Source organism: Microbacterium sp. AG157, assembly GCF_003385695.1.
Taxonomy (GTDB): Bacteria; Actinomycetota; Actinomycetes; order Actinomycetales; family Microbacteriaceae; genus Microbacterium; species Microbacterium testaceum.
On the sequence record NZ_QRDK01000002.1, the window covers coordinates 1 to 22,570 of the forward strand.

Here is a 22,570-nt window from a genome sequence, read left to right on the forward strand (position 1 = left end):
CCAACAAAAGTCAGACCGACGAGGAATAAATTGGCATTTGACAAGTGCACGCTGTTGAGTTCTCAAGGAACGGACGCACCCACAGAAACGATCTCTCGACCTACCCGTGAGGCAGTTCACTTCAATTGACAGCCGCCAGCAATCGGAACCTCATTGGGATCTCAGAAAGATCAACCTCGGGAACCGGCCGAACGACCGAACCAAAACCTTACACCATTCGGAGGAGGTTTTGGGTGGTCCGCCACTTGAGACGATGCGGGGCCTTCCGGCCTCTCCGCTCTCCCCTGTGGGGCGAACAGGTAAAACACTACGACTGGACACCGGATCGGTCGAATCGTCGCTTCACCCCGGGCGTGTCGCCACACCGTGAAGCCCGGAATCACGCGGATCTACCACGAAGGCCCGACCGACGAGTCGTCGGTCGGGCCTGATCGTCCGCGCTCCGGGAGGGAGCGGTCGTCACGCGTTCGCGGTCTCGGTGTTCTCTGAGACGGGCAACGGCCACAGCGCGTCGAGGAGCTGGCGAACCCACGCGATGAGATTCGCATCGTCCGCATCCTGAGGGAGCGGGACAACCATGGCATCCCCGTTGGCGACGAGCTTCGCCTTCGGGTACAGCCGCTGCAGGCGCACCCGCATAGAGTCCGGGAGGTTCGCCGGGGCGACGCGCAGGTTGGAACCCATCGCGACGACATCGGCCAGACCGGCCTGAGCGGCCCGGCGGCGCAGGCGCGCCACGGCGATGAGTCCCTCGACCTCGGCAGGTGGCTCCCCGTATCGATCACGAAGCTCCTCGACCACGAGGTCGATCGCATCGCTCTTCGCTGTCGCGGATGCCGCGGCCGACAGCTTCTGGTACGCCTCGAGACGCAGACGCTCGCTGTCGATGTAGAACTCCGACAAACGGGCATCGACGGGCAGTTCGAGGCGGAGTTCGGTGGGACCGTCGACGTCTTCGCCTCGGAAGGTGGAAACCGCTTCGCCGATCATGCGCAGATACAGGTCGAACCCGACACCCGCGATGTGTCCGGCCTGCTCGGCGCCGAGGAGGTTTCCGGCGCCGCGGAGTTCGAGGTCTTTCAGCGCCACCTGCATGCCCGAGCCGAGGTCGTTGTTCACGGCGATCGTCTCGAGCCGGTCGGCCGCGGTCTCGGACAGCGGCTTCATCTCGTCGTAGAGGAAGTACGCGTACGCACGGTCACGACCACGACCCACCCGTCCGCGGAGCTGATGCAGCTGCGACAGACCGTACTTGTCGGCACGGTCGATGATGATCGTGTTGGCGTTCGAGATGTCGAGGCCCGTCTCGATGATCGTGGTCGACACCAGCACGTCGGCACGACGTTCCCAGAAGTCGTCGACGACCTGCTCGAGCGCGTGCTCCCCCATCTGTCCGTGAGCGACGACGATGCGCGCCTCGGGCACCAGTTCGGCGAGGTGCGCCGCGACTCGCTGGATCGAGGACACGCGGTTGTGCACGTAGAAAATCTGGCCCTCTCGCAGCAGTTCGCGTCGAATCGCCGCCGCGATCTGCTTGTCGTTGCGGGGCCCGACATACGACAGGATCGGATGCCGGTCCTCCGGCGGGGTCGCGAGAGTCGACATCTCGCGGATCCCGGTGACCGCCATCTCGAGCGTGCGCGGAATGGGCGTGGCGCTCATCGCCAGGATGTCGACGTTGGTTTTGAGCTTCTTCAACTGGTCTTTGTGCTCGACGCCGAACCGCTGCTCCTCATCGATGATCATCAGCCCGAGGTCCTTGAAAAGGACCTTCTCGGTCAGGATGCGATGGGTTCCGATGACCATGTCGACCGTGCCGTCGGTGAGGCCGGCCAGGGTGGCCTTCGCCTCTTTGTCGGTCTGGAAGCGCGACAGCGGCCGGACCGTGACGGGGAAGCCCGCGAAACGTTCGGCGAAGGTCTCGAGGTGTTGCTTGACCAGCAGCGTGGTGGGAACGAGCATCGCGACCTGCTTGCCGTCCTGGATGGCCTTGAACGCCGCCCGCACCGCGACCTCGGTCTTGCCGAACCCGACGTCGCCCGAGAGCAGTCGGTCCATCGGGATCGGCTTCTCCATGTCGGCCTTGATCTCATCGATCGTCTGGAGCTGATCGAGGGTCTCGGCGAAGGGGAAGGCTTCCTCGAGTTCGCGCTGCCACGGGGTGTCGGGGCCGAAGGCGTGGCCCTTCGACGCCATGCGTGCCGAGTACAGCTTGACCAGTTCGACAGCGATGTCGCGAACGGCCTTGCGGGCGCGGCCCTTGGCCGCGGCCCAGTCGCTCCCGCCCATCTTCGACAGCGTGGGCGCCTCGCCGCCGACGTACTTCGACAGCAGGTCGAGCTGATCGGTCGGCACGAAGAGCTTGTCACCCGGATAGCCGCGCTTGGCCGGCGCGTACTCGAGAACGAGGTACTCCTTGGTCGTCTTCACCGCATTGCGGCCACCGCTCGACACCTCACGCTGGGTGAGCTCGAGAAATTTGCCGATGCCGTGGGTCGCGTGCACGACGACGTCGCCGGGCTTGAGCTGCAGCGGATCGACGACGTTGCGGCGACGCGAAGCGAGCTTCTTCACCCCGCGGTTGTCGCCACTGACCGACCGACCGTAGAACTCGGTCTCGGTGATGACGGCGAACTTCGCCTCGGTCAGCTGGAAGCCCCGCTCGAGGGGCGCGCAGACGACATGGGCGACTCCGGCCTCGGGGGCCGCCCTCACATCGTCGACGCGGCGGGCGGCGATCCCGCGCTCGGAAAGGACGTCTCGGGCACGATCCACCATGCCGGGGCCGGATGCCGTGACCACGACCGACCACCCGTCGCGCAGAAGCTCGCCGACGTGAGCAGTCGCACCCTCGACGTTCCCCTGGAACGACGGCACCGGATCGGCCTTGATGCGATGAGCGGAGTCATCGCCGACGACGAGCCCCTCGTCTTCGGCATCCGCCGCTCCGGAGTCGAAGGCGCTCAGCTGCCACCACACCCCGCCGCGACCGCTGGCCTTCTCGTGCAGGTCGTCGAGGGTGACGAAATCGCCGGAGCCGAGATCGACCGGAGTGTCCGCCCCCGCCGTGGCCGCAGACCACGCAGCCTCGAGGAACTCGCGGTTGGTATCGCCGAGCGTCGTGGCGCGCGCGAGCGAGCGCTCCGGATCGACGAGGGCGACGGCGCTTCCGCCGGGGAGGTAGTCCACGAGGGTGATCAAGTCGTCGACGAGCACGGGGATGAGCGACTCCATGCCCTCTGCGGGAATGCCCTCCGCCATCTTCTCGAGCAACTGGCGGAGTCCTGGATAGCCGTCGCGGAGCGCCGCGGCCCGGGCGCGCACCTCGGTCGTGAGGAGCAACTCGCGGCTGGGTACGAGTGTGACGGCGGAGACCTCGCCGGGAAGGGAACGCTGGTCGGCGACCGAGAAGGCTCTGATCTGATCGACCTCGTCGCCGAAGAACTCGACGCGGTATGGGTGGTCTGCCACGGGAGGGAACACATCGAGGATGCCGCCGCGCACCGCGAACTCGCCACGGCGCGACACCATGTCGACGCGGTGATAGGCGAGTTCGACGAGCCGCGAGATGACGGCCTCGAGCTCGAGTCCGCGCCGACCGACGGCGAGCTCGATCGGCACGACATCGCCGAGGCCGGGGGCGAGCGGCTGCAGAGCGCTGCGCACCGATGCGGTCACGACGAGGGGGGTGGTGCCATCCCACGCCGCGATTCGGCGGAGGACATCGAGGCGCCGGCCCACCGTCTCGGGACTCGGACTGAGTCGCTCGTGCGGCAACGTCTCCCACGCGGGGAAATGCAGGACCTGCGCTCCGGGGAGGACCGCGTCCAGCGCCGGGCCGAGAGACTCGGCTCGTCGACCAGTCGGGGCGATGACCAGCACGGCACCGGGATCCCCCGCCGAGCGGCGCCGCTCGATAAGGCCGGCGATGACGGGGGCGTCGAGACCATCGACGAGGGAGAGAGACAGGTCTGAGGAAACCGCCGAAGCGGCTTCACGGTACGACTCAGCCTGCTCGAGGGCGCGAACGATCCCGGGAACTGTCACTCTGACGAGTCTACGCGGGGGCACCGACATCGGGCCGGGGTGGACGACGCGGCGACGCACCGTGTCTCGTAGGCTGACCGCATGACGTCGCCGAGCGCTCCGAACGGTCCGGTCTTCGCCGCCCCCCACGCGGCTCCGCCGGTCGGGACGCTGCTCACTCCCCCGGAGCCGACACGGCGCGGCCGGCCTCTGGGAACGTGGGCGCTCGCGCTCTCGGTGATCGCGACGGTGCTGGCATCCGCTGTCGGAGGATTCGCGGCGTTCCGCTCGGCACGCGGAGCCGCCCCCGGTCTGGCCACCATGTCGTCGAACGGCTTCGACTGGCGCGTCCTGTCGCCCGTCCGCGATCTGGTGCTGCTGGGCGAGGTCGCGTTCTGGTCGGGGACGGTGATCGGTCTCACGGCGATCGTGCTCGGGCTCGTCGCTATCGTGCGACGGTCGGGGCGCGGTGCCGGAATCGCCGGCCTGGTGATCGCGGTGCTCGGACCGGTCATCTTCGGCGGGCTGACGCTTGTCGCCATCGTGGCGGGGCTGGCAGGCGTTTCGTCGGGCGGTTCACCGGTCTGACCCTCGAGCGCATTCCCACTCGTTGCTCCCAGATACCGCGCCGAATCGGCGCTCCGGCTCTCGACTCAGGCGCGTGGGGCGTGGAAGCGCTGTTGCGCGGCGACGAGGCCCTCGTCGATCAGGAGTTCCACGGCATCCGCGGCGTCGGAGACGAGGATCGGCAGCGTCTGCCGCTCCGTGGCGCTGAAGGGGTCGAGCACCCAGTCCGCGGGGTCCTGTCGACCGATCGGTCGGCCGATACCGACCCGCACACGGGGGAAGTCGGGCGTGCCGAGCGCCTTCGCGATGTCGCGGACACCGTTGTGGCCGCCGTGGCCGCCGCCGGTCTTGAGCTTGATGGTGTCGTAGGGGATGTCGAGCTCGTCGTGCACCACGACGATCCGGTCGGGGTCGGTGCCGTAGAACCTCGCGAGGCCGGCAGCGGGGCCGCCGGAGACGTTCATGAAGCTGTTGGGCTTGGCCAGCACGAGCTTCGCCGCTCCCGGCCGCAGCCAGGTCTCGACCACTCGCGCGTTGGCCTTGTGCGCGCGGAACGGCTCGCGGCGGCGAGAGGCGAGCTCGTCGACGACCATCTGGCCGATGTTGTGGCGCGTCGCCTCGTAGCGCGGGCCGGGGTTGCCGAGACCCACGATGAGCCAGGTGTCTGCCATGGCATCCATCCTTCCGGGTCCGGGTGCGGACCGTGCGCGACGACGCGGTACGCCGCGCCGGGAAACGAACGAGGGGACGCGAATCCGCGCCCCCTCGTTGCCATCGGACCGGTGAACGGCCCTCGGGAATTACTTGTCGTCGCCCGCGTCGGCCGTCTCGGCCTCTTCGGACTGCTCTTCGGCGACCTCGGCGTCGGCCTCGGCGATCTCTTCGTCGGCGGCGATCGTGTCGAGCGGGACGGAGACGCCCACGATGAGGGTCTCGGGCTCGGTGACGAGCGTCGCGCCCTGAGGCAGCTTCAGGTCGGCGGCGGTGATCTGGGTGCCGTCCTCGGCGCCCTCGACATCGACCTCGACGTTCTGCGGGATGTGAGTGGCCTCGACCTCGAGCGAGACCGACGTGGCGTCCAGCATGGCGATGGTGCCCGAGAAGGGCTCGCCGGTGATGACGACGGGAACGTCGACCTGGACCTTCTCGCCCTTGTTCACCACGATGAGGTCGATGTGCTCGATGATCTGGCGCACGGGGTCCTTCTGGACGTCCTTGACCAGGACGAGCTGGCTCTTGCCCGCGATGTCGAGGTCGAGCAGCGCGTTGGCGCGACGGATCAGCAGCGCGGTCTGGTGACCGGGCAGTGCGACGTGCTGGGGCTCGGTGCCGTGACCGTAGATGACCGCGGGGATCTTGCCCGCGGCGCGGAGGCGACGGGCGAAGCCCTTGCCGAAGTTCTCGCGCAGTTCTACGACGACCTTGTTGTCTTCCGACATGATGTTCTCCTCGCGGGCTCGTGTCCCGCAGCTTGTGAGCGGACAAGGTCCGCACCTGTGTGGTCTGGATTCGACTCGAACGCGAGCGCGTGAGGAAAGCCGGGAGCCTGCATCACTGCGTCGATCACGGATGCCCTGCGCGCCGTACGGCGGACGAGGCGGCATCCCTCGCCGAAGTTCCCCGGAAGTCTACCAGCGCAGACGGCCGCCGCACGACGTTGCGGTGGGGAGTGGGCAGGACCGCGCGCGCAGCGACGGTAGGATCGAAGGGCTGGACACTCACCCGGAGGATTTTCATGGATAGCGGCTTCTTCTCTCACGTCGTGCTCTGGGTCATCGGCGGCATCGCCGCGTTCGGCCTGCTCGGCACCGTCGGCGCCCTCTTCTCGCTGGGTCGGACGACGAACTACAAGAAGCACTGACGCCCGGAACCGCAGCTTGCTCAGAGCCGCTCCGCGGTCGCCGAGCTGTGCAGACCCTCATGCGGACCGGTTCGTGAGGACGGCCTCGATCGTCGTCACCCCCGCCTCCGGGGAGCGTGACGGGTCGTTCAGTTGCTTCCGCCGAACGAGAGCACGACCTTCGACGATCGCGACGCGTCCGCCGCGGTCGCGAAGGCGTCGAGGGCGTGAGCGACGGGCGCCACGTGCGTCACGATGCCTTCCACGGCGAGTGACCCGTCGGCAAGCGCCGCCAGCACCTCGCCGAACTCGCCGCCGAAGCGGAACGACCCCGTCAGCGTCAGCTCCCGTGTGATCGCCGTCGCGATCGGCGCCGCTACCGCGCCCGCCGCTTGAAGCCCGAGCAGAACGACCGTCCCGCCGCGCCGTGCGGCCGCGACCGCCGCTGCGAGTCCGGGGACGGTGCCGCTCGACTCGATCACGACGTCGGCGTGCAGGGCCTCGATCGCCGCCGCGTCGCGCGCGTCGAGGGTACGCGCCCCGCGAGCCGCTGCCAGACGGCGCGGAAGCTCGTGCAGATCAGTGGCGACGACCTCGCCGGCACCGTGGTGGCGAGCCGCTCCCACGGCGAGCAGGCCGATGGGACCCGACCCGATGACCGCGACGCGTCGGCCCGCGACCGTTCCGGCGCGTTCGACGGCGTGCCACGCGACCGCCGCGGGCTCCGCAAGCACGGCCGTGGCGAGATCGAGCCCCGCCGGCAGAGGGAAGAGCATGCGCGTGGGGAGCGCGACACGCTCGGCGAACCCGCCCTGCGTGTGCGGGAGGTGCATGGCCGAACCCAGGTAGGTCGAGGCCGGCGCGAGGTTCGGGCGCTCCCGCGGCCACGGCGTCGCGCCGTCGTCGCGCGGAGTCAGCGGGTGCACGGCCACCGGCGTGCCCTCGGCGGGCCCGCTTCCGTCGGCGGCGGCGCGCACCACCACCCCCGACAGCTCGTGGCCCAGGACGAGCGGCTCCCGCAGGATCGATGCTCCCGCAGCCCCGTGTCGCCAGTAGTGCAGGTCGGAGCCGCAGACGCCTCCGAATGAGACGGCGACGACGGCCTCATCGGCATCCGGGGTCGGCTCACCGATGTCGTCGATGCGGAGGTCATCGGCGGCGTGGGCCACCACGGCGAGATTGGTCACCGTTCTCCTCAAAAGGTTGCGGTGCGAAGGCGCACATCGGCGACGACGACGTCGACCCGCGCACCCGGGTGGATCGGTGCGGCGGAGAACGGTGCCCCCATCATGATGACGTCGCCCGGGCCGAGGACGTTCCACCCGGCGACGTAGGACAGACAGTCCCTCAGCGAGACCGGCAGACGCGCGGCGGAGGTCTGTCGGACCGGCTCGTCGTCGACGATGAGCGCCAGAGCCAGATCGGCATCGAGCGACAACCCGGTGTCGATCCACGGCCCGAGCGGTGTGTAGCCCGCGCCCGCCTTGGACTCGAAGTTGCGCGGATCGAGGACCGACCGGTCGGGGCTCGACAGGTCGTTGACGGCGGTCATGCCGAGCACGTACTCGTGGGCGTTCGCCGCCGTCAGCCCGGTGGTGTCGCGACCGATGACGACGGCGATCTCGGCTTCGGCGACCGTGGTGCCCGCGTCGCGCCGGAGCGCCACCGACGCGCCCGACCCGGTGACGGTGCGCGGACTCTTCAGCCACGCCTGCACGGGAGCGGCATGATCGGGGCCATTCTGCGCGATGCCGACGACCACGATCGGCTCGCACGGGGCCAACAGACGTCCCGCGACCGGGTCGCCCTCGTCGGCGGGGCGGCGGCCGTCCGCGAACGCCGCGTACGGATCAGTGATCGGGATCCACGACCCGTCGTCGGCGAGACGGACCGTGCGCACCCCGGCGGGGGTCTCGACGCGAGCGATGCGCATCAAACCACCGCCGTCATGCCGCCGTCGACGAAGATCGTCTGGCCGTTGACGAAGTCGCTCGCCGAGCTCGAGAGGAACACCAGCGCCCCCACCAGGTCGCCGGTGTTCCCCCACCGCCCCGCGGGCGTACGCGAGCGCACCCACGCGGAGAACTTCTCGTCGTCGACGAGTGCCCCGGTCAGCTCCGTGGCGAAGTACCCGGGTGCGATGGCGTTGGCCTGGATGCCGTGCGGCGCGAGATCGGCGCACAGGCCCTTCGTGAGCATCGCGATCGCTCCCTTCGTCGCGCCGTACGCCGCGATGGAAGGGCGAGCCAGCTGCGACTGGACGCTGCCGATCTGTACGAGCTTGCCCGATCCGCGCGAGATCATGCCGCCGGCCACACGTCTGGAGACGTAGAACGCGCTCGAGAGGTTCGTGCGCACCAGGTCGTCCCAGTCGGTGTCGGCGAACTCCGCGATCGGCGCGCGCCGCTGGATGCCGGCGTTGTTCACGACGATGTCGGGCACACCGTAGCGATGCTCGATGAGAGAGACGCCCTCGTCGACAGCGCCGGACTCCCCCACATCGAAGGTCACCGCGTGAGCGGCCACCCCGGTCGACGCGGAGATCTCCTCCGCCGCGCGTCCCGTGGTCTCGGCATCCCGTCCGTGCACGAGCGTCGTGGCCCCCGCCTCGGCGAGGCCCTGCGCGAGGGCCCGGCCGATGCCGCGGCTGGAACCGGTGACCAGGGCCAGCCGCCCGGTCAGGTCGAACGCGGCCGTCATCGGATCGTCCGCACGGTGACGGTCGTGGCGTCCACGCCCTCGCCGGCCTCTTCGCGAGACACCTTGATCGCGTCGTCGGTGCGCGTGAGGTCGCGGCGCAGCGTTTCGGGGACGAGGAAGGTGGATGCCGTGGTGATCAGAGCGAGCGTGGCCATGTAGATCGCCAGCAGCAGCCAGTTCGCGCCGCTGACGGCGATGATATAGGCGCCCAGCACACCCGCGAGGCCACCGGCGAGCACCGCCGAGATTTCTCGCGCCATCGCGACGCCGAGGTAACGGTGGCGGTTGCCGAACAGCTCGGGAAGCATCGCGCACTGGGGTCCGAGCATGGAGTTGACGGCGACGCCGATACCGATCGCGATGACGGCGATCGTGACCGGGTAGTTCCCGAGCGACATCAGCCACCAGGCGGGGAACGTGAAGACGAGCATGAACAGCGCCCCGGCGCGATAGACCGTGCGGCGGCCCATCCGGTCGGACAGGGCACCGGTCAGCGGCACCGAGAAGATGCCGATGAGCGAGCCGAGCGTGACTCCCCAGGTGAGCAGACTGCGGTCGGCGTGACCGCCCACCGTGGCGACGAAGAACGTGAGCGCGAGCGTGTTGAACATGTAGGAGCCGCCGTTCTCGGCCATCCGCAGCCCGATGCCGACGATGACGCCCGGGAGGCCGCGGGTGAAGATGTCGCGGATGGGCCGCTCGGCGATCTGCTCGCTCTTCTCGAGCTCGATGAACGTCGGGGTCTCGCGCAGGCGCATGCGGATGAACAGAGCGAGCATGATCAGCACGAACGAGGCGAGGAACGGCACGCGCCAGCCCCAGCTGAGCAGCTGGTCTTCGGGCAGCAGCGAGATGAGGCTGAACACGACGGCCGCGAGCAGCGTTCCGGCCTGGATGCCGATGAAGGGCAGGGCCGAGAAGAATCCGCGGCGCTTGACGGGGGCGTATTCGGCCATGAGGACCGTGGCCCCCGCCTGCTCGGCGCCGGCGCCGAAGCCCTGCAGAAGTCGCATGGCCACGAGCAGGATCGGAGCGAGGATGCCGACGGCCTCGTATGTGGGCAGGAGGCCGATGGCGGTGGACGCCCCGCCCATCAGCACGATCGTGATGACGAGGACCCACTTACGGCCGAGCTTGTCGCCGAGCACGCCGAAGAAGAGTCCGCCGAAGGGACGTGCCAGGAAGCCGACGCCGTAGGTCGCGAAAGCGGCGACCGTCGCCAGGGCCGGGTTGTCTTGCGAGAAGAACAGGACGTTGAAGATCAGCGCCGTCGACAGCCCGTAGAGCGCGAAATCGAAGTACTCGAGCGCGCTGCCGATGCTGGAGGCGAGCGTCGCCCTCCGCAGATTGGCGGCGTACTCGGAGTCGTCCTGCGGCACGGGCGGTGCGGTGGGTGCAGTGGTCACGGCCATCTCCTTTGATCGGCTGGGGTCTCCCGACACCGGGACTGTATCAACCCTCTGAACCGAGTTCAACATGTTGAACACAATTCGTCGAGCCCGTTCTCTCTCCCTCGATCGGGAGGCGCGACGAATACCCCTCCACAGAGGGGCGAGATGAGCGCATTCAGGGGCGCGGTGCCGCGCTGAACGGATTCGTCAGCGCCGACGCGGCCCCGCGCAACGCCTCTCCGACGCGCGTGATGCGTTCGGGTGTGGCATCCAGAACGGGGATGCCGACACCCAGGGCCAGCTGCGGATCGCCCGGCGCCCACCCCTCGAGGGGCACGGCCACCCCGACGATTCCGCGGAACGACTCCTCTTCGTCGATGGCCCATCCGCGCTCGCGAGCGACCGCCAGCTTCACGAGGATGCCCTCGACATCGACCGTGCTGTGCGCCGTCAGCGCGGGCAGCGGGCCTCGACGCGCGAGCAGGTCCCGCACGGTAGCGTCGTCGCGCGTCATGAGCAGCGCGCGCCCCGTCGCCGACAGGGCGGCGGGAAGTCGAGACCCCAAGGGCGTGCCCAGACGCACCGAGCGCGAGCCCTCGTACCGGGCGAGGTAGAGCGAGTCGGCGTCATCGAGCACCGCCACCTGCACGAGCTCGCGCGCCAGCACGGGCGACGACTCGCAGACGGCATAGAACTCGCGCACCTGGTTGAACTGCGCAGCGAAAGCTCCGCCGAGCTCGGCGGTGCGGATGCCGAGGCGATAGCCGAGCGGGACACGTTCGATCATGCGCTCCGCCTCGAGCGAGAGGCACAGGTTGGCGGTCGACGACTTCGCCAGCCCCAGCCCCGATGCCAGCTCGGTCAGGGTGAGCGCACGCTCGGCCTCGGCCAGAAGCCCGAGCAGGCGAATACTGCGCCCCACCGCCGGGGCGGGATCCCGTGCGAGCCGGCCGTCGTCATCGTCGGTCATGCCGGCTCCCCTCGATGGTCTCGATCAGTAGAACTCGACCGTATCGACAATCGCGCGCAACGGTTGTCCATCGATCAGGCGCGTGGCGTTCTCGGCGAAGCGACGGGCGATCCGCTCCTCTTCCCTGCTGCTCAACGCGGCCGTGTGCGGGCTCACGAGAACGCGCGGGTGCCCCCACAGCGGCGAGTCGACGGGCAGCGGCTCGACCTCGAACACGTCGAGCGCCGCGAAACCGACCCGGCCATCGTCGAGGGCCGCGAGCAGAGCGTTCTCGTCGATGACGCTGCCGCGCCCGACGCTGGCGAGGACGACCCCCGGACGGACGGCGGCGAACATGTCCGCGCCGATGAGGTGGTGCGTCTGATCGGTCCCGGGGAGCGTCACGACGATGGCATCCACCTGCCCGACGGCCTCGGCGAGATCTTCGAGCGGCACGAGGCGGTCGACTCCCTCGACGGGCGCGCCCGAGCGGGTCGTGCCCCACACCTCGGCGCCCAGAGCCTGGAAGCGGCGAGCGCATTCGGCACCGATGCCGCCGAGCCCCACGACGAGCACGGTCATCTCGTCGATCTGGCGCATCTCCCAGCGATCGGACCAGACGCGCGCATCCTGGTCTGCCCGCAGGCGCGCGAGGCCCTTGGCCCCCGCGAGCACTCCGAACACCGCGAACTCCGCGAGCGGTCCGCCGTGCACGCCCGCACTCGTGGTGAACACGATGCGCTCGAGGGCCGTGTCGTCGAGCGCCGCGGCCTTCACCTGCCCGCCGCCACCGGCGGCCGTCGTCATGACCCACCGCAGCCCCGGGTTGGCCGTGACCGTGCGCGAGAGCGCGGCCGGCTCGACGTCGGGAATGCCGAAGAGCGCCTCGGCCGAGTCGATCATCGCCTCGAAGGCGCGCTGCTCGGCGTCGGTGCGCACGTGGGCCGGGTCACCCGACCAGTCGGCGGGGCCGCGCATGGGGCGCGTGAGAGCAGCATCGCGCACCAGCTCGAGCCGCGGCTCCAGGCGCTCGATGAGTCGACAGTGCTCCTCCGCCAAAGGAACGGCGACCACCGCGCGTAGGCTCTTGTGCGCCGACATCTTCGTCCATCCCTTCGCCGCGGTCGCGGGCACCGCGAGCCGCTCGATACCTCGGTATACGTTCACCATAGTGAACCCTGTTCAACCTGTTGTCCAGTCGTTAGGATGCCGTCCATGACACCTCTCGACGACGAGACCGCACCCGCCCCCGCTCGACTCGGGGTATGGGGCCTCGGGGCCATGGGAGCACCGATGGCGCACCGTCTGCTCGCCGCCCGCGGTTCCCTGACCGTCCACGCGCGTCGGCGACGCCCGGCGCTCGTCGAGGCCGGCGCGCACTGGGCCGAGAGGGCCCGCGACCTCGCCGCGCACACCGACGCCGTGCTCGTCATGCTTCCCGACCTGCCTCAGCTCGAGGAGCACCTCGACGGGCCCGACGGACTGCTGGCGGGCATCGGCGACCGCGAATTTCTCCTCCTGATCGGCTCGACATCGTCGCCCGTCGGCGTGCGGGAGCTCGCCGAGCGCCTCCCCGACGGCATCCGGGTCGTCGACTGCCCCGTCTCTGGCGGCGAGGACGGCGCGAAAGCCGGGCGACTGTCCATCATGCTCGGCGGCTCCCCCGCCGACACCGACCGGGCAGCCGCGCTGCTCGCCCCGTGCGGAACACCCGTACGACTCGGCCCCCTCGGTGCCGGTCAGGTGGCGAAGGCCTGCAATCAGCTCGTCGTCGCCTCGACGATCCTCGCGCTCGGGGAGGCGACCGAGCTCGCGGCCCGTTCCGGCGTCGACCCCGCGACCCTGTGGGACCTCCTGGGCGGCGGGTACGCCGGTTCGCGCCTGCTCGAGAGCCGCCGCGAGCGCCTCGTCACCGGCGACGACTCCCCCAGCGGCATCGCGGAGTACATGGTGAAAGACCTGCGCTTCGCGGCCGACATCGCGGCATTCACCGACACGCGCCCCGCGCTGCTGCCGGCCTTGCGGGCCGCCTTCGACGAGATCGTCGAGCGGGGCCTGGGAGGCCGCGACATCGCCGTCACCCGGCGCTTCACGGCCGAGCGCAGCGACACTCCCGTCCAAACGGACTGACCCCGGCGAGTGCACGCCCGCCGCGGGTAACGAATCGCCCGCGAGCGACGGGCCCCGGTGGGCTACCGACCCACCGCGACCTCACTCCGCCATGAACGTGGAGGCCATCGCATCCCCCGCCTCGCGGACGATGAGGTGCATCGCCTGCCCGGCTTCGTCGGCACGGCCGGCCGTGACGGCGAACGCCACGTCCTGGTGCCAGCGCACGGCGTGCGGGTTGGCGTCGTGCGGCATGAGCTCGTGCAGGGTGCGCCCCACCAGCACCGACTCGACGACGGCGCCCAGGGCCGCGAACATCGTGTTGCCGGATGCCGCGAGCACGGTGCGGTGGAACCGAACGTCGGCCGCGAGGTACTCGGCGCCGTCGGCGTCGCGTTCGGTGCGCGCCATCTCCATCACCGACGCCACCAACGCCTGACGCTGCGCATCGGTCGCGTGAGTCGCCGCAGCGCGCGCGGCAAGGGGTTCGATCGCACCGCGGAGCTCGCTGAGCTCGCGCAACTGCGCGCGACGGCCGGGACCGGCGAGGCGCCACGCGATGATCTCGGGGGCGTAGACGTTCCACTCCGTCGAGGGGAGCACCTCGACACCCGTCTTGCGACGCACCCGCACGAGCCCGAGCGACTGCAGTACCCGCACGGCCTCGCGGCTCGCTCCGCGCGACGACCCGGGCGAGAGCTCCGCCGTGATCAGGCGTGAGCCGGCGGCCAGCTCGCCGTCGACGATTGCCGACCCCAGGCGGTCGACGAGGGCGTCGTGCAGCGTCGCCACGGTGGGACGGTCCAACGTCATTTCTCGATGATGACAGACGCAATGCGGCCAGACGAACGCTTTCGTCGTGCAGAAATCGGCATCCTGTGGTTTTATGTACGACAAATAACCCACGGCATCGCTGCCGCTCGCCGGATCAAGGACGCTCATGGCCCTCTCCCCCCACCCCTCCACGCTGGCGCTCGCCGCCGCGGAGTCCGCGACCACCGCCCCCGCCGGGCAGTTGATCACCGCCGCCCTCATCGGCATCGCCCTCATCGTGGTGCTCATCACGTGGGGCAAGCTGCACCCCTTCCTCGCCCTGACCATCGGCGGGTTCACGACGGGCGTCATCGCCGGCATGCCCATCGCCACCTCGGTGACGAGCTTCACCGGCGGCTTCGGCTCGACCATGGGCGGCGTCGGCATCCTCATCGCCCTCGGTGCGATCTTCGGCAAGCTGCTCGCCGACTCGGGCGGCGCCGACCGCATCGTCGACACCCTCGTCGCCCGCGCGACCCCGCGCTCACTCCCCTGGGTCATGGGGTTGATCGGAGCGATCATCGGCCTGCCGATGTTCTTCGAGGTCGGTCTCGTACTGCTGGTCCCCGTCATCATCCTCGTGGCCCGCCGCTCGGGCGTCTCGCTGATGAAGATCGCCATCCCGACCCTCGCGGGCCTCTCCGCGATGCACGGCCTCGTACCCCCGCACCCGGGGCCGCTCGCCGCCATCGACGCACTGGATGCCAACCTCGGCCTGACCCTCGCGTTCGGCGTGATCGTCGCGATCCCCGCGGTCATCGTCGCCGGCCCGTTGTTCGCCCCGATCGCCGCCCGCTGGGCCCCTGTCCCCGTGCCCGAGCTGTTCGTCTCGGCCGAGGAGAAGGGCGAGGAGCCCGCTCGCCGCCCGTCGTTCGCGGCGACGCTCGCGAGCATCCTCCTGCCCGTGTTCCTCATGCTGCTGAAGGCCGTTGCCGACATCGTCGCGCCCGGCTCGACCGCCGCGTGGAAGGTGGTCATCGACTTCCTCGGCCTGCCGATCATCGCGCTGCTGCTGGCCGTGCTCGTCGGCTTCGTCGTGCTCGGCCGGGGCGCCGGCTTCGACCGCGCCAAGCTGACGAGCGTCGTCGGCTCCTCGCTCGGTCCCATCGCCGGCATCCTCCTCATCGTCGGCGCGGGCGGCGGGTTCAAGCAGGTGCTGGTCGACACCGGCATCGGCAAAGTGATCGCCGATCTCGTCGCGGGCTCCAGTGTCTCCGTGCTGCTGCTGGCCTGGCTGGTCGCCGTGGTCATCCGCGTCGCGACCGGATCGGCCACCGTCGCCACGATCACCGCCGCCGGCATCCTGCAGCCGCTCACCGAGACCCTCGACGCCCCTATGACAGCGTTGCTGGTGCTCGCGATCGGCGCGGGCTCGGTGTTCCTGAGCCACGTGAACGATGCCGGCTTCTGGCTCATCAAGGAGTACTTCGGCTTGAACATCCCACAGACACTGAAAACATGGAGCGTGCTGGAGTGCGTGATCTCGATCATGGGCCTGGCCGGCGTTCTCGCGATCAGCGTGTTCGTCTGATGGGAGAGGAAGAGAGAATCATGACGCCCCACCCCGTTCTCGTCTTCATGGGCCCCGCGGGCACCGGCAAGTCCACCGTCGCCGGCATGCTCGCCGGTCGCCTCGGCTGGGACTTCCAGGAGGGCGACGACCTGCACCCCGCTGAGAACGTCGCCAAGATGGCATCCGGACATGCCCTGAACGACGACGACCGGTGGCCCTGGCTCGATCGGGTCGCCGGCTGGATCGACGGGCAGATCGCCGCCGGTCGCCCCGGCGTCATCACGTGCTCGGCACTGAAACGCAGCTACCGCGACGTGCTGCGTCGCGACGACGTGACCTTCGTGCTGCTCATGGGCGACCCGAAGCTCGTGCTCGAACGCCTGCTGCGTCGACAGGGCCACTACATGCCGCCGTCGCTGCTGACCTCGCAGTTCGAGACCCTGGAGATCCCGGATGCCGACGAACGCGCGATCCGCGTCGACCTCGACCTCACGCCTCAAGAGCAGGTGCGCGAGGTCATCGACCGCCTCCAGCTCACGCAGATCTCGTCCTGAAACACGTCCGGGCCGAGCCGATACAGTGGCAACGGCGGCCCGCGCGAGTCCGCCCACCCCTTCCTCGCACCTGAACACGGAGCAACGAATGACGTCGACCCCCTCCCCGACCGGACCCTCGAGCGACCAGGATCAGGCCCCGCATCGGGCTGCACAGGTGCACGAGGGTGCGCCCGGCATCGAAGAGGTGGACCGCCCCACCGCCGACGCCGACTCACGCCCCGAGGGCGACGGCGACGGCCGAGCGAACATCGGCGTCGTGGGCCTGGCCGTGATGGGCTCGAACCTCGCCCGCAACCTCGCCAGCCGCGAGGGCAACACGGTCGCGATCTTCAACCGCAGCAAGGACAAGACGGAGCACGTTCTCGAGCAGCACCCCGAGGCGAACTTCGTCGCCTCGTTCTCGTACGAGGACTTCGCCGCGTCGCTGTCGAAGCCGCGCACCGCGATCATCATGGTCAAGGCCGGCCGCCCCACCGACTTCGTCATCGACGAGCTCGTGAAGGTCTTCGAACCGGGCGACATCATCGTCGACGGCGGCAACGCGCTGTTCACCGACACCATCCGCCGCGAGAAGGCCGTGCGCGACACGGGTATCAACTTCGTCGGCATGGGCGTCTCGGGAGGGGAGGAGGGCGCCCTGCGCGGGCCCTCGATCATGCCCGGCGGCTCCGACGAGGCCTGGGCCACGCTCGGCCCGATCCTGAAGTCCATCGCCGCGGTCGCCGAGGGCGAGCCCTGCGTGACGCACGTCGGGCACGACGGTGCCGGTCACTTCGTGAAGATGGTGCACAACGGCATCGAGTACGCCGACATGCAGCTGATCGCCGAGGCCTACGACCTCATCCGCCGCGCCACGGGCAAGAGCCCGGCCGAGATCGCCGACGTGTTCGCCGAGTGGAACCGCGGCGAACTCGAGTCGTACCTCATCGAGATCACCGCCGAAGTGCTGCGCCAGACCGACGCCGACACGGGCAAGCCCCTCGTCGACGTCATTCTCGACCAGGCCGGCGCCAAGGGTACCGGCGCGTGGACCGTGCAGACGGCCCTCGACCTGGGCGTCCCCGTCTCGGGCATCGCCGAGGCCACCTTCGCGCGGTCGCTGTCCAGCCACCCCGAGCAGCGCGAGGTCTCGCGCGAGCTCCCCGGCCCCTCCGGCACCGACGTGCTGTCGGGCGAGGACGCCGACGCGTTCATCGAGCAGGTGCGCCTGGCCCTCTACGCCTCGAAGATCGTCGCGTATTCGCAGGGCTTCGACGAGATCCGCGCCGGCGCCGCCCAGTACGACTGGAGCATCGACCTGGGCGCGGTGTCGAAGATCTGGCGCGGCGGGTGCATCATCCGCGCGCAGTTCCTCAACCGCATCGCCGAGGCCTACGACGCCGAAGCCACCCTCCCCGTGCTGCTGACCGCCCCGTACTTCGTCGAGGCGCTCGGCCGGGCGCAGGACGCATGGCGCCACATCGTCTCGCTGTCGGCGGCGAGCGGCATCCCCGCTCCCGCGTTCAGCTCGTCGCTGGCCTACTACGACGGCCTTCGTGCCGAGCATCTGCCCGCGGCCCTCATCCAGGGCCAGCGCGACTTCTTCGGTGCGCACACCTACCGACGCATCGACAAGGAGGGCACGTTCCACACCCTCTGGTCGGGCGACCGCACCGAGATCGAAGCAGAAGACACCCACTGAGAGTCATCGTGACGAAGCGGCGACGGGCCTGGCTCGTCGCCGCTTCGTGCGTCTACGCATTCGGGGTGTGGTGGATGACGCTGCGTCCCTCGATCTACGACGCCGAGGTCGGCGGCATCCTGAGCCGCCTGCTCGACGTCTTGCATTCCTCGCCCGCGACGGCGTGGATCACCTTCGACGTGATCGAATCGGTCTCCAACGTCGCGATGTTCGTGCCGCTCGGCCTGCTCGTGATCCTCTGGCGCGGGCGGTGGTGGCACGGCATCCTGCTCGGAATCGTCGCGAGCTCGGCGATCGAGCTGACCCAGCTGTTCTTCCTGCCCACGCGCGTCGCGGACGTCCGCGACGTCGTCGCGAACACCGTGGGAGCCGCGATCGGAGTCGGTATAGGGCTCGTTCTCAGCCGTCGGATCTCCGGTTCCCAGGATTCCCATAAGGCTCGCCATAGAAAGCTCATAGATACGAGAGCACAATGAGTTCCATGACCGCGACCGCCGCCGCCCCCACCTTCACCCGCCCCGACGGGAGCGCCCTCCGCGTCCTCGTCGTCGACGACGAGCAGATGCTCACCGATCTGCTGTCCATGGCCCTGCGCATGGAGGGCTGGGACGTCAAGACCGCCGGATCGGGCTTCGACGCCCTGCAGTCCGCGCGCGACTTCGAGCCGGATGCCATGGTGCTCGACATCATGATGCCCGACCTCGACGGCATGGCGGTGCTGCAGCGCCTGCGCCACTCGGGCAACGAGGTGCCGGTGCTCTTCCTCACGGCGAAGGACGCCGTGGCCGATCGCGTCGCAGGCCTCACCGCGGGCGGCGACGACTACGTCACGAAGCCCTTCAGCCTCGAGGAGGTCGTGGCGCGCCTGCGCGGACTGATGCGTCGCGCCGGCACCGCCCTGACGCGCGACTCGGAACCCATCCTGCGCGTCGGCGACCTCTCGCTGAACGAGGACAGCCACGAGGTCATCCGCGGCGGCAAGGAGATCGAGCTGACCGCGACCGAGTTCGAGCTGCTGCGTTTCCTCATGCGCAACCAGCGTCGTGTGGTGTCGAAGGCGCAGATCCTCGACCGCGTCTGGAACTACGACTTCGGGGGCCGCTCGAGCGTCGTCGAGCTGTACATCTCGTACCTGCGCAAGAAGATCGACGCTGGAAACGACCCGCTCATCCACACCGTGCGCGGTGTGGGATACATGATCAAAGCCCCTCAGTGAGTATCCCGCCGAGACCTGCACCCCCCGTTCCTCCCCCATCCGAGGTAGGGCAAACCGACGCCTCCGCCGACGACGACCCCGGCACACCGGAGCCGAAACCGAAGCGGGAGCCCCTGTCGAAGAGGCTCCGTCGACCTTGGACACTGCAAGCACGCCTGATGACGGCCGTCATCGGCATGGTGGCGTTCATCCTGGTGATGATCGGCATCTCGACCAGCGCGATCCTCAGCCAGGTGCTCTACGTGAACCTCGGCGCTCAGGTCGACGAAGCGGCCGCCTCGATCCAGCCGCGGGCGGCGTTCCAGAATTCGGCGGAGCAGGTCTTGGAGTCGGGGTTCTTCGATTCCGGCACGCTCCTCGTCATGAACTCGCGGGGTACCGGGATCACCGGGGCCGTCGTCGGCGACAACGGGGCGCGCGCTCTCACCACCGACGACCTCGGCCGGATCGCCGACAGCCTGCAGGCCGCAGCCGACTCGAACGCTCAGACGGTCGACCTGCCGAACCTCGGCGAGTACCTCGTCCGGACGTTCCAGACGCCCGGGAGCGACAGCATCTTCCTGGTCGGGCTCCCCCTGTCGAGCGTCACCAGCACGATCGGTGCCATCCTCACCACCGTTGCGCTGGTGACCACGGGCGGGCTTCTACTGCTCGCGGTGATCATCGCGATCGTCATCCGTCTCGGGCTCCGTCCCCTGCGAGCCGTCGCCGAGACCGCGACCCGCGTGGCCTCCCTGCGCATGGACCAGGGTGACGTCTCGATCACCGAGCGCGTCCCCTCCGACCAGGTCGACGATCACACCGAGATCGGACAGGTGGGCACCGCGCTCAACACCCTGCTCGACCGCGTCGACGCCTCGCTCAGCGCGCGCCAGCGCAACGAAGAGCTCATGCGCCGGTTCGTGGCCGACGCCAGCCATGAACTGCGAACCCCCTTGGCATCCATTCGCGGGTTCTCGGAACTGTCGCTGCGCGCCATGCGCCAGGCACAGGACGACGAGAGCCGTCAGCGCATCGCCTTGGCCGTCGAGACCACCGAACAGTCGCTCGAACGCATTCAGGCGCAGTCGCTGCGCATGACCACGCTCGTCGAGGACCTGCTGCTCCTCGCTCGCCTCGACGAGGGACAGGAGCTCGTCTACGGCTCGGTCGACCTCACGCGCCTCGCCGTCGAAGCGGTGGGCGATGCACGCCCCGCCGGCCCCGACCATTCGTGGACGATCGACGTCCCCGACACCCCCGTCGAACTCGCCGGAGACGCCTCGCGCCTGCACCAAGTGGTGGCGAACCTGCTCGCCAACGCCCGCACGCACACGCCAGCGGGCAGCGAAGTGAACGTGTCGGTGGCGCACGAGGGCGCCGAGGCCGTGTTGCGCGTGCACGACAACGGCCCCGGCATCGACCCGTCGGTCGCCTCCCAGCTGTTCGAGCGATTCGCCCGCGCCGACCGTTCCCGCGACCGCAAGACCGGCGGCACGGGCCTCGGCCTCTCGATCGCGCGCGCCATCGTCGACGCCCACCGCGGCACGATCACCGTGAAGAGCACCCCCGGCGATACGACGTTCGAGGTGCGGCTCCCCGCGAAGCCCGCCGATCCGGTGTGACGTCCCAAATGCCGGAGGTCAGGAGCAGCGTTCCCTGACCGCCGCGCGCGCAGCCTCGGTGTCGGGGCCGGGGGCGACCTCGACGTCGGGAACGAGGGGGCCGTCGTAGACCCGGCCGGTGCGGTCGACGTCGTAGGTCGTGGTGAGGATGAGGCGCGCGCCGTCACGGAGTTCCCTCGCCTCGTTGCCGGTCGTCAACCCCGCCGTCGGTTTTCCGACTCGGACGGCGTCGGCCTGTCCGGCGAACGCGATCGCCACGATCTCGGCGGCGCTCGCGGTCACCCCCGACGTCAGCAGCGCCACCGGAGCGTCGATGGCGAACCCTCCGGCAGAAGCAGTGTCGTCTCCCCCGGGCGTCGAGACGACGCCACCGTCGTCGACGTGCGCCCACTGCACGACCTCGCCGCGCTTCAGCCCGACGACATCTCCGTCATCGAGCAGCGGCGCCGCCACGGCGAGCATGGGCCAGGCGTTTCCTCCGCCGTTCGCGCGAAGGTCGACGATCCACCCGCAGTCCGTCGAAGCCGCGGCAGCGCGCATTGCCTCACGACCCGAGGATGCGTACCGTTCCACCGCCTCGGGCTCCTCACCCTGGAACCCGGGCAGCGTGAGGACGCTGATTCCGTCGCGCGTCGACACGGTCGGCACGGGGAAGGATGCTCCCGGCGCGTTCTGTTCGGCGATGGAGGAGACGTCCGCGGGCGTCATCAGCCACGAGTGCACCCCGCCCGCCACCGCGGCCAGTTCACTCAGCCCGTGGTAAGTCGCTGCGATCGTCGCCTTCGCCTTCAGCTCGGGCTCGGCCCGAGCCACGGCATCCCGGAATTCGTCCGTGTCGGCGTGGATCCCATCTCTCATCTCGGCGATGGCCGCATCGACATAGGTCGCGACCCCGTCTCCGCCGCCGTCGGCGGAGCATCCGCTGAGGGCGAGCGTCGCGGCGAGGAGGAGGACGCGAGCGGCCCGCCCCCGGTTCAAGGCCACAGGGGACGGACGGATGCCGCGAGGGCGCGAATCCGCCCCGCGTCGAGAACGACCCGGGATTCGGCGACCCCGAACGCCGGCCACTGCACCACGATCTCGAGCGGTCCCTCGGGCGGCAGGCGATGAAGCCAGAGCCCGTCGTGCATCACGTACTCGTCAGCGCCGCCGTTGCCTCCGCCACCGGTCGGACGGACGGTATGGGGCGCCGGTCCTTCGTCTGACGGGTCCTGATCCATCCGCATTCCGAAGGCCTCGTCGACAAGCAGATGCTGACCATCGCCGAGAGCGAGTCCCCACCGCAATCGATCGGGTGACCGCTCCCCCATGTGGAAATGCCCGTTGAAGTCCATCTGGGCGAGCTGCCACTCTCGAGCATCCCGCCCGCCCCGGCGCAGATGCCGGTCGAGGAGGATCTCGATCCCGTCGGAGTACACCCGGGCGCCCATGAGGGCGATCACCACGTCGTCTCCTCGCCCCACGACCTCGGAGGCAGGAAAGAGTACCGGCACCTCGTCGCGAGGAGGCTCGAACGAGGGCTGCCGCTCATGACGCTGATCGAACGGGTTCTCGTGATCGCCGGACGGCTCGACGGGAAAGAAGGAGAACGACATCCCCCCACC

At 69.4% G+C, this 22,570-nt stretch carries 21 protein-coding genes; 9 read left to right on the forward strand and 12 right to left on the reverse strand.

What is annotated here, in order from left to right; genetic code table 11:
- Positions 1 to 459: 459 nt before the first annotated feature.
- Positions 460 to 4,047, reverse strand: a complete 3,588-nt coding sequence (gene mfd, locus DEU35_RS05880) for a transcription-repair coupling factor (protein ID WP_181904585.1) — start codon at positions 4,045 to 4,047, stop codon at positions 460 to 462.
- A gap of 81 nt (positions 4,048 to 4,128) precedes the next feature.
- On the opposite strand from mfd, the gene DEU35_RS05885 reads away from it, so the two are divergent.
- Positions 4,129 to 4,614, forward strand: a complete 486-nt coding sequence (locus DEU35_RS05885; RefSeq protein ID WP_103206399.1) for a hypothetical protein — start codon at positions 4,129 to 4,131, stop codon at positions 4,612 to 4,614.
- A 65-nt stretch (positions 4,615 to 4,679) separates the two neighbouring features.
- On the opposite strand, the gene pth is transcribed toward DEU35_RS05885, so the two are convergent.
- Positions 4,680 to 5,264: an aminoacyl-tRNA hydrolase gene (pth, locus tag DEU35_RS05890; RefSeq protein WP_103206398.1), complete on the reverse strand. Its 585-nt coding sequence runs from the start codon at positions 5,262 to 5,264 to the stop codon at positions 4,680 to 4,682.
- A gap of 129 nt (positions 5,265 to 5,393) precedes the next feature.
- A complete protein-coding gene (locus DEU35_RS05895; RefSeq protein WP_103206397.1) occupies positions 5,394 to 6,032 on the reverse strand; it encodes a 50S ribosomal protein L25/general stress protein Ctc in 639 nt (212 codons plus the stop codon).
- 296 nt (positions 6,033 to 6,328) lie between these two features.
- On the opposite strand from DEU35_RS05895, the gene DEU35_RS17410 reads away from it, so the two are divergent.
- Complete coding sequence (locus DEU35_RS17410; protein ID WP_258873361.1) at positions 6,329 to 6,454, forward strand: hypothetical protein; 126 nt, start codon at positions 6,329 to 6,331, stop codon at positions 6,452 to 6,454.
- Positions 6,455 to 6,582: 128 nt separating this feature from the next.
- Here DEU35_RS17410 and DEU35_RS05900 read toward each other — a convergent pair whose 3' ends face one another.
- From DEU35_RS05900 to DEU35_RS05925, 6 genes are all read right to left on the reverse strand, one after another.
- On the reverse strand, positions 6,583 to 7,620 hold the full coding sequence (locus tag DEU35_RS05900; RefSeq protein ID WP_116238925.1) for a zinc-binding dehydrogenase: 1,038 nt from the start codon (positions 7,618 to 7,620) through the stop codon (positions 6,583 to 6,585).
- 8 nt (positions 7,621 to 7,628) lie between these two features.
- Entirely contained in the window at positions 7,629 to 8,366 is a 738-nt protein-coding gene (locus DEU35_RS05905) for a fumarylacetoacetate hydrolase family protein (RefSeq protein ID WP_181904586.1), read from the reverse strand.
- The gene (locus tag DEU35_RS05910; RefSeq protein ID WP_116238927.1) at positions 8,366 to 9,133 is read right to left on the reverse strand and encodes an SDR family oxidoreductase; all 768 of its coding nucleotides are present in this window, start codon (positions 9,131 to 9,133) and stop codon (positions 8,366 to 8,368) included. The genes DEU35_RS05905 and DEU35_RS05910 overlap by 1 nt, the downstream gene beginning before the upstream one ends.
- A complete protein-coding gene (locus DEU35_RS05915) occupies positions 9,130 to 10,545 on the reverse strand; it encodes an MFS transporter (protein WP_116238928.1) in 1,416 nt (471 codons plus the stop codon). The genes DEU35_RS05910 and DEU35_RS05915 overlap by 4 nt, the downstream gene beginning before the upstream one ends.
- Before the next feature lie 154 nt (positions 10,546 to 10,699).
- A complete protein-coding gene (locus DEU35_RS05920) occupies positions 10,700 to 11,494 on the reverse strand; it encodes an IclR family transcriptional regulator (RefSeq protein ID WP_116238929.1) in 795 nt (264 codons plus the stop codon).
- Positions 11,495 to 11,518: 24 nt separating this feature from the next.
- A complete protein-coding gene (locus DEU35_RS05925; RefSeq protein WP_116239336.1) occupies positions 11,519 to 12,574 on the reverse strand; it encodes a D-2-hydroxyacid dehydrogenase in 1,056 nt (351 codons plus the stop codon).
- A 114-nt stretch (positions 12,575 to 12,688) separates the two neighbouring features.
- On the opposite strand from DEU35_RS05925, the gene DEU35_RS05930 reads away from it, so the two are divergent.
- A complete protein-coding gene (locus DEU35_RS05930; protein ID WP_116238930.1) occupies positions 12,689 to 13,603 on the forward strand; it encodes an NAD(P)-dependent oxidoreductase in 915 nt (304 codons plus the stop codon).
- Positions 13,604 to 13,684: 81 nt separating this feature from the next.
- Here the strand turns inward: DEU35_RS05930 and DEU35_RS05935 are convergent, their stop codons facing one another.
- A complete protein-coding gene (locus DEU35_RS05935; protein ID WP_116238931.1) occupies positions 13,685 to 14,395 on the reverse strand; it encodes a FadR/GntR family transcriptional regulator in 711 nt (236 codons plus the stop codon).
- 127 nt (positions 14,396 to 14,522) lie between these two features.
- Between DEU35_RS05935 and DEU35_RS05940 the strand changes: the two genes are divergently transcribed.
- The 6 genes from DEU35_RS05940 (at position 14,523) to DEU35_RS05965 (ending at position 20,966) form a co-directional block, all read left to right on the forward strand.
- On the forward strand, positions 14,523 to 15,926 hold the full coding sequence (locus DEU35_RS05940; protein WP_116238932.1) for a GntP family permease: 1,404 nt from the start codon (positions 14,523 to 14,525) through the stop codon (positions 15,924 to 15,926).
- A gap of 20 nt (positions 15,927 to 15,946) precedes the next feature.
- Complete coding sequence (locus DEU35_RS05945) at positions 15,947 to 16,462, forward strand: gluconokinase (protein WP_181904587.1); 516 nt, start codon at positions 15,947 to 15,949, stop codon at positions 16,460 to 16,462.
- Between the two features lie 88 nt (positions 16,463 to 16,550).
- Positions 16,551 to 18,146: an NADP-dependent phosphogluconate dehydrogenase gene (gene gndA / locus DEU35_RS05950; RefSeq protein ID WP_116238934.1), complete on the forward strand. Its 1,596-nt coding sequence runs from the start codon at positions 16,551 to 16,553 to the stop codon at positions 18,144 to 18,146.
- 8 nt (positions 18,147 to 18,154) lie between these two features.
- Positions 18,155 to 18,622, forward strand: coding sequence for a VanZ family protein (locus DEU35_RS05955; protein WP_103206386.1), 468 nt, complete (start codon positions 18,155 to 18,157; stop codon positions 18,620 to 18,622).
- A gap of 5 nt (positions 18,623 to 18,627) precedes the next feature.
- Positions 18,628 to 19,362: a response regulator transcription factor gene (locus DEU35_RS05960; protein WP_103206474.1), complete on the forward strand. Its 735-nt coding sequence runs from the start codon at positions 18,628 to 18,630 to the stop codon at positions 19,360 to 19,362.
- Positions 19,363 to 19,520: 158 nt separating this feature from the next.
- Entirely contained in the window at positions 19,521 to 20,966 is a 1,446-nt protein-coding gene (locus tag DEU35_RS05965) for a cell wall metabolism sensor histidine kinase WalK (RefSeq protein ID WP_103206385.1), read from the forward strand.
- Positions 20,967 to 20,984: 18 nt separating this feature from the next.
- Here DEU35_RS05965 and DEU35_RS05970 read toward each other — a convergent pair whose 3' ends face one another.
- Positions 20,985 to 21,944 carry a S41 family peptidase gene (locus DEU35_RS05970; RefSeq protein WP_147301830.1) on the reverse strand — a complete coding sequence of 320 codons (960 nt, stop codon included), beginning with the start codon at positions 21,942 to 21,944 and terminating at the stop codon, positions 20,985 to 20,987.
- Positions 21,941 to 22,561, reverse strand: coding sequence for a hypothetical protein (locus DEU35_RS05975; protein ID WP_116238936.1), 621 nt, complete (start codon positions 22,559 to 22,561; stop codon positions 21,941 to 21,943). Before DEU35_RS05975 ends, DEU35_RS05970 begins: the two co-directional genes overlap by 4 nt.
- Positions 22,562 to 22,570 lie beyond the last annotated feature (9 nt).

Excerpts from the sequence above, each read along its gene's own strand:
- DEU35_RS05910 (WP_116238927.1), bottom strand. The coding sequence starts at position 9,133 with ATGACGGCCGCGTTCGACCTGACCGGGCGGCTGGCCCTGGTCACCGGT.
- DEU35_RS05885 (WP_103206399.1), top strand. The coding sequence starts at position 4,129 with ATGACGTCGCCGAGCGCTCCGAACGGTCCGGTCTTCGCCGCCCCCCAC.
- DEU35_RS05965 (WP_103206385.1), top strand. The coding sequence starts at position 19,521 with ATGACGGCCGTCATCGGCATGGTGGCGTTCATCCTGGTGATGATCGGC.
- DEU35_RS05895 (WP_103206397.1), bottom strand. The coding sequence starts at position 6,032 with ATGTCGGAAGACAACAAGGTCGTCGTAGAACTGCGCGAGAACTTCGGC.
- DEU35_RS05935 (WP_116238931.1), bottom strand. The coding sequence starts at position 14,395 with ATGACGTTGGACCGTCCCACCGTGGCGACGCTGCACGACGCCCTCGTC.
- DEU35_RS05975 (WP_116238936.1), bottom strand. The coding sequence starts at position 22,561 with ATGTCGTTCTCCTTCTTTCCCGTCGAGCCGTCCGGCGATCACGAGAAC.
- DEU35_RS05940 (WP_116238932.1), top strand. The coding sequence starts at position 14,523 with ATGGCCCTCTCCCCCCACCCCTCCACGCTGGCGCTCGCCGCCGCGGAG.
- DEU35_RS05930 (WP_116238930.1), top strand. The coding sequence starts at position 12,689 with ATGACACCTCTCGACGACGAGACCGCACCCGCCCCCGCTCGACTCGGG.
- gndA (WP_116238934.1), top strand. The coding sequence starts at position 16,551 with ATGACGTCGACCCCCTCCCCGACCGGACCCTCGAGCGACCAGGATCAG.
- DEU35_RS05960 (WP_103206474.1), top strand. The coding sequence starts at position 18,628 with ATGACCGCGACCGCCGCCGCCCCCACCTTCACCCGCCCCGACGGGAGC.
- DEU35_RS05915 (WP_116238928.1), bottom strand. The coding sequence starts at position 10,545 with ATGGCCGTGACCACTGCACCCACCGCACCGCCCGTGCCGCAGGACGAC.
- pth (WP_103206398.1), bottom strand. The coding sequence starts at position 5,264 with ATGGCAGACACCTGGCTCATCGTGGGTCTCGGCAACCCCGGCCCGCGC.
- DEU35_RS05925 (WP_116239336.1), bottom strand. The coding sequence starts at position 12,574 with ATGTCGGCGCACAAGAGCCTACGCGCGGTGGTCGCCGTTCCTTTGGCG.
- DEU35_RS17410 (WP_258873361.1), top strand. The coding sequence starts at position 6,329 with ATGGATAGCGGCTTCTTCTCTCACGTCGTGCTCTGGGTCATCGGCGGC.
- DEU35_RS05945 (WP_181904587.1), top strand. The coding sequence starts at position 15,947 with ATGACGCCCCACCCCGTTCTCGTCTTCATGGGCCCCGCGGGCACCGGC.
- DEU35_RS05905 (WP_181904586.1), bottom strand. The coding sequence starts at position 8,366 with ATGCGCATCGCTCGCGTCGAGACCCCCGCCGGGGTGCGCACGGTCCGT.
- DEU35_RS05920 (WP_116238929.1), bottom strand. The coding sequence starts at position 11,494 with ATGACCGACGATGACGACGGCCGGCTCGCACGGGATCCCGCCCCGGCG.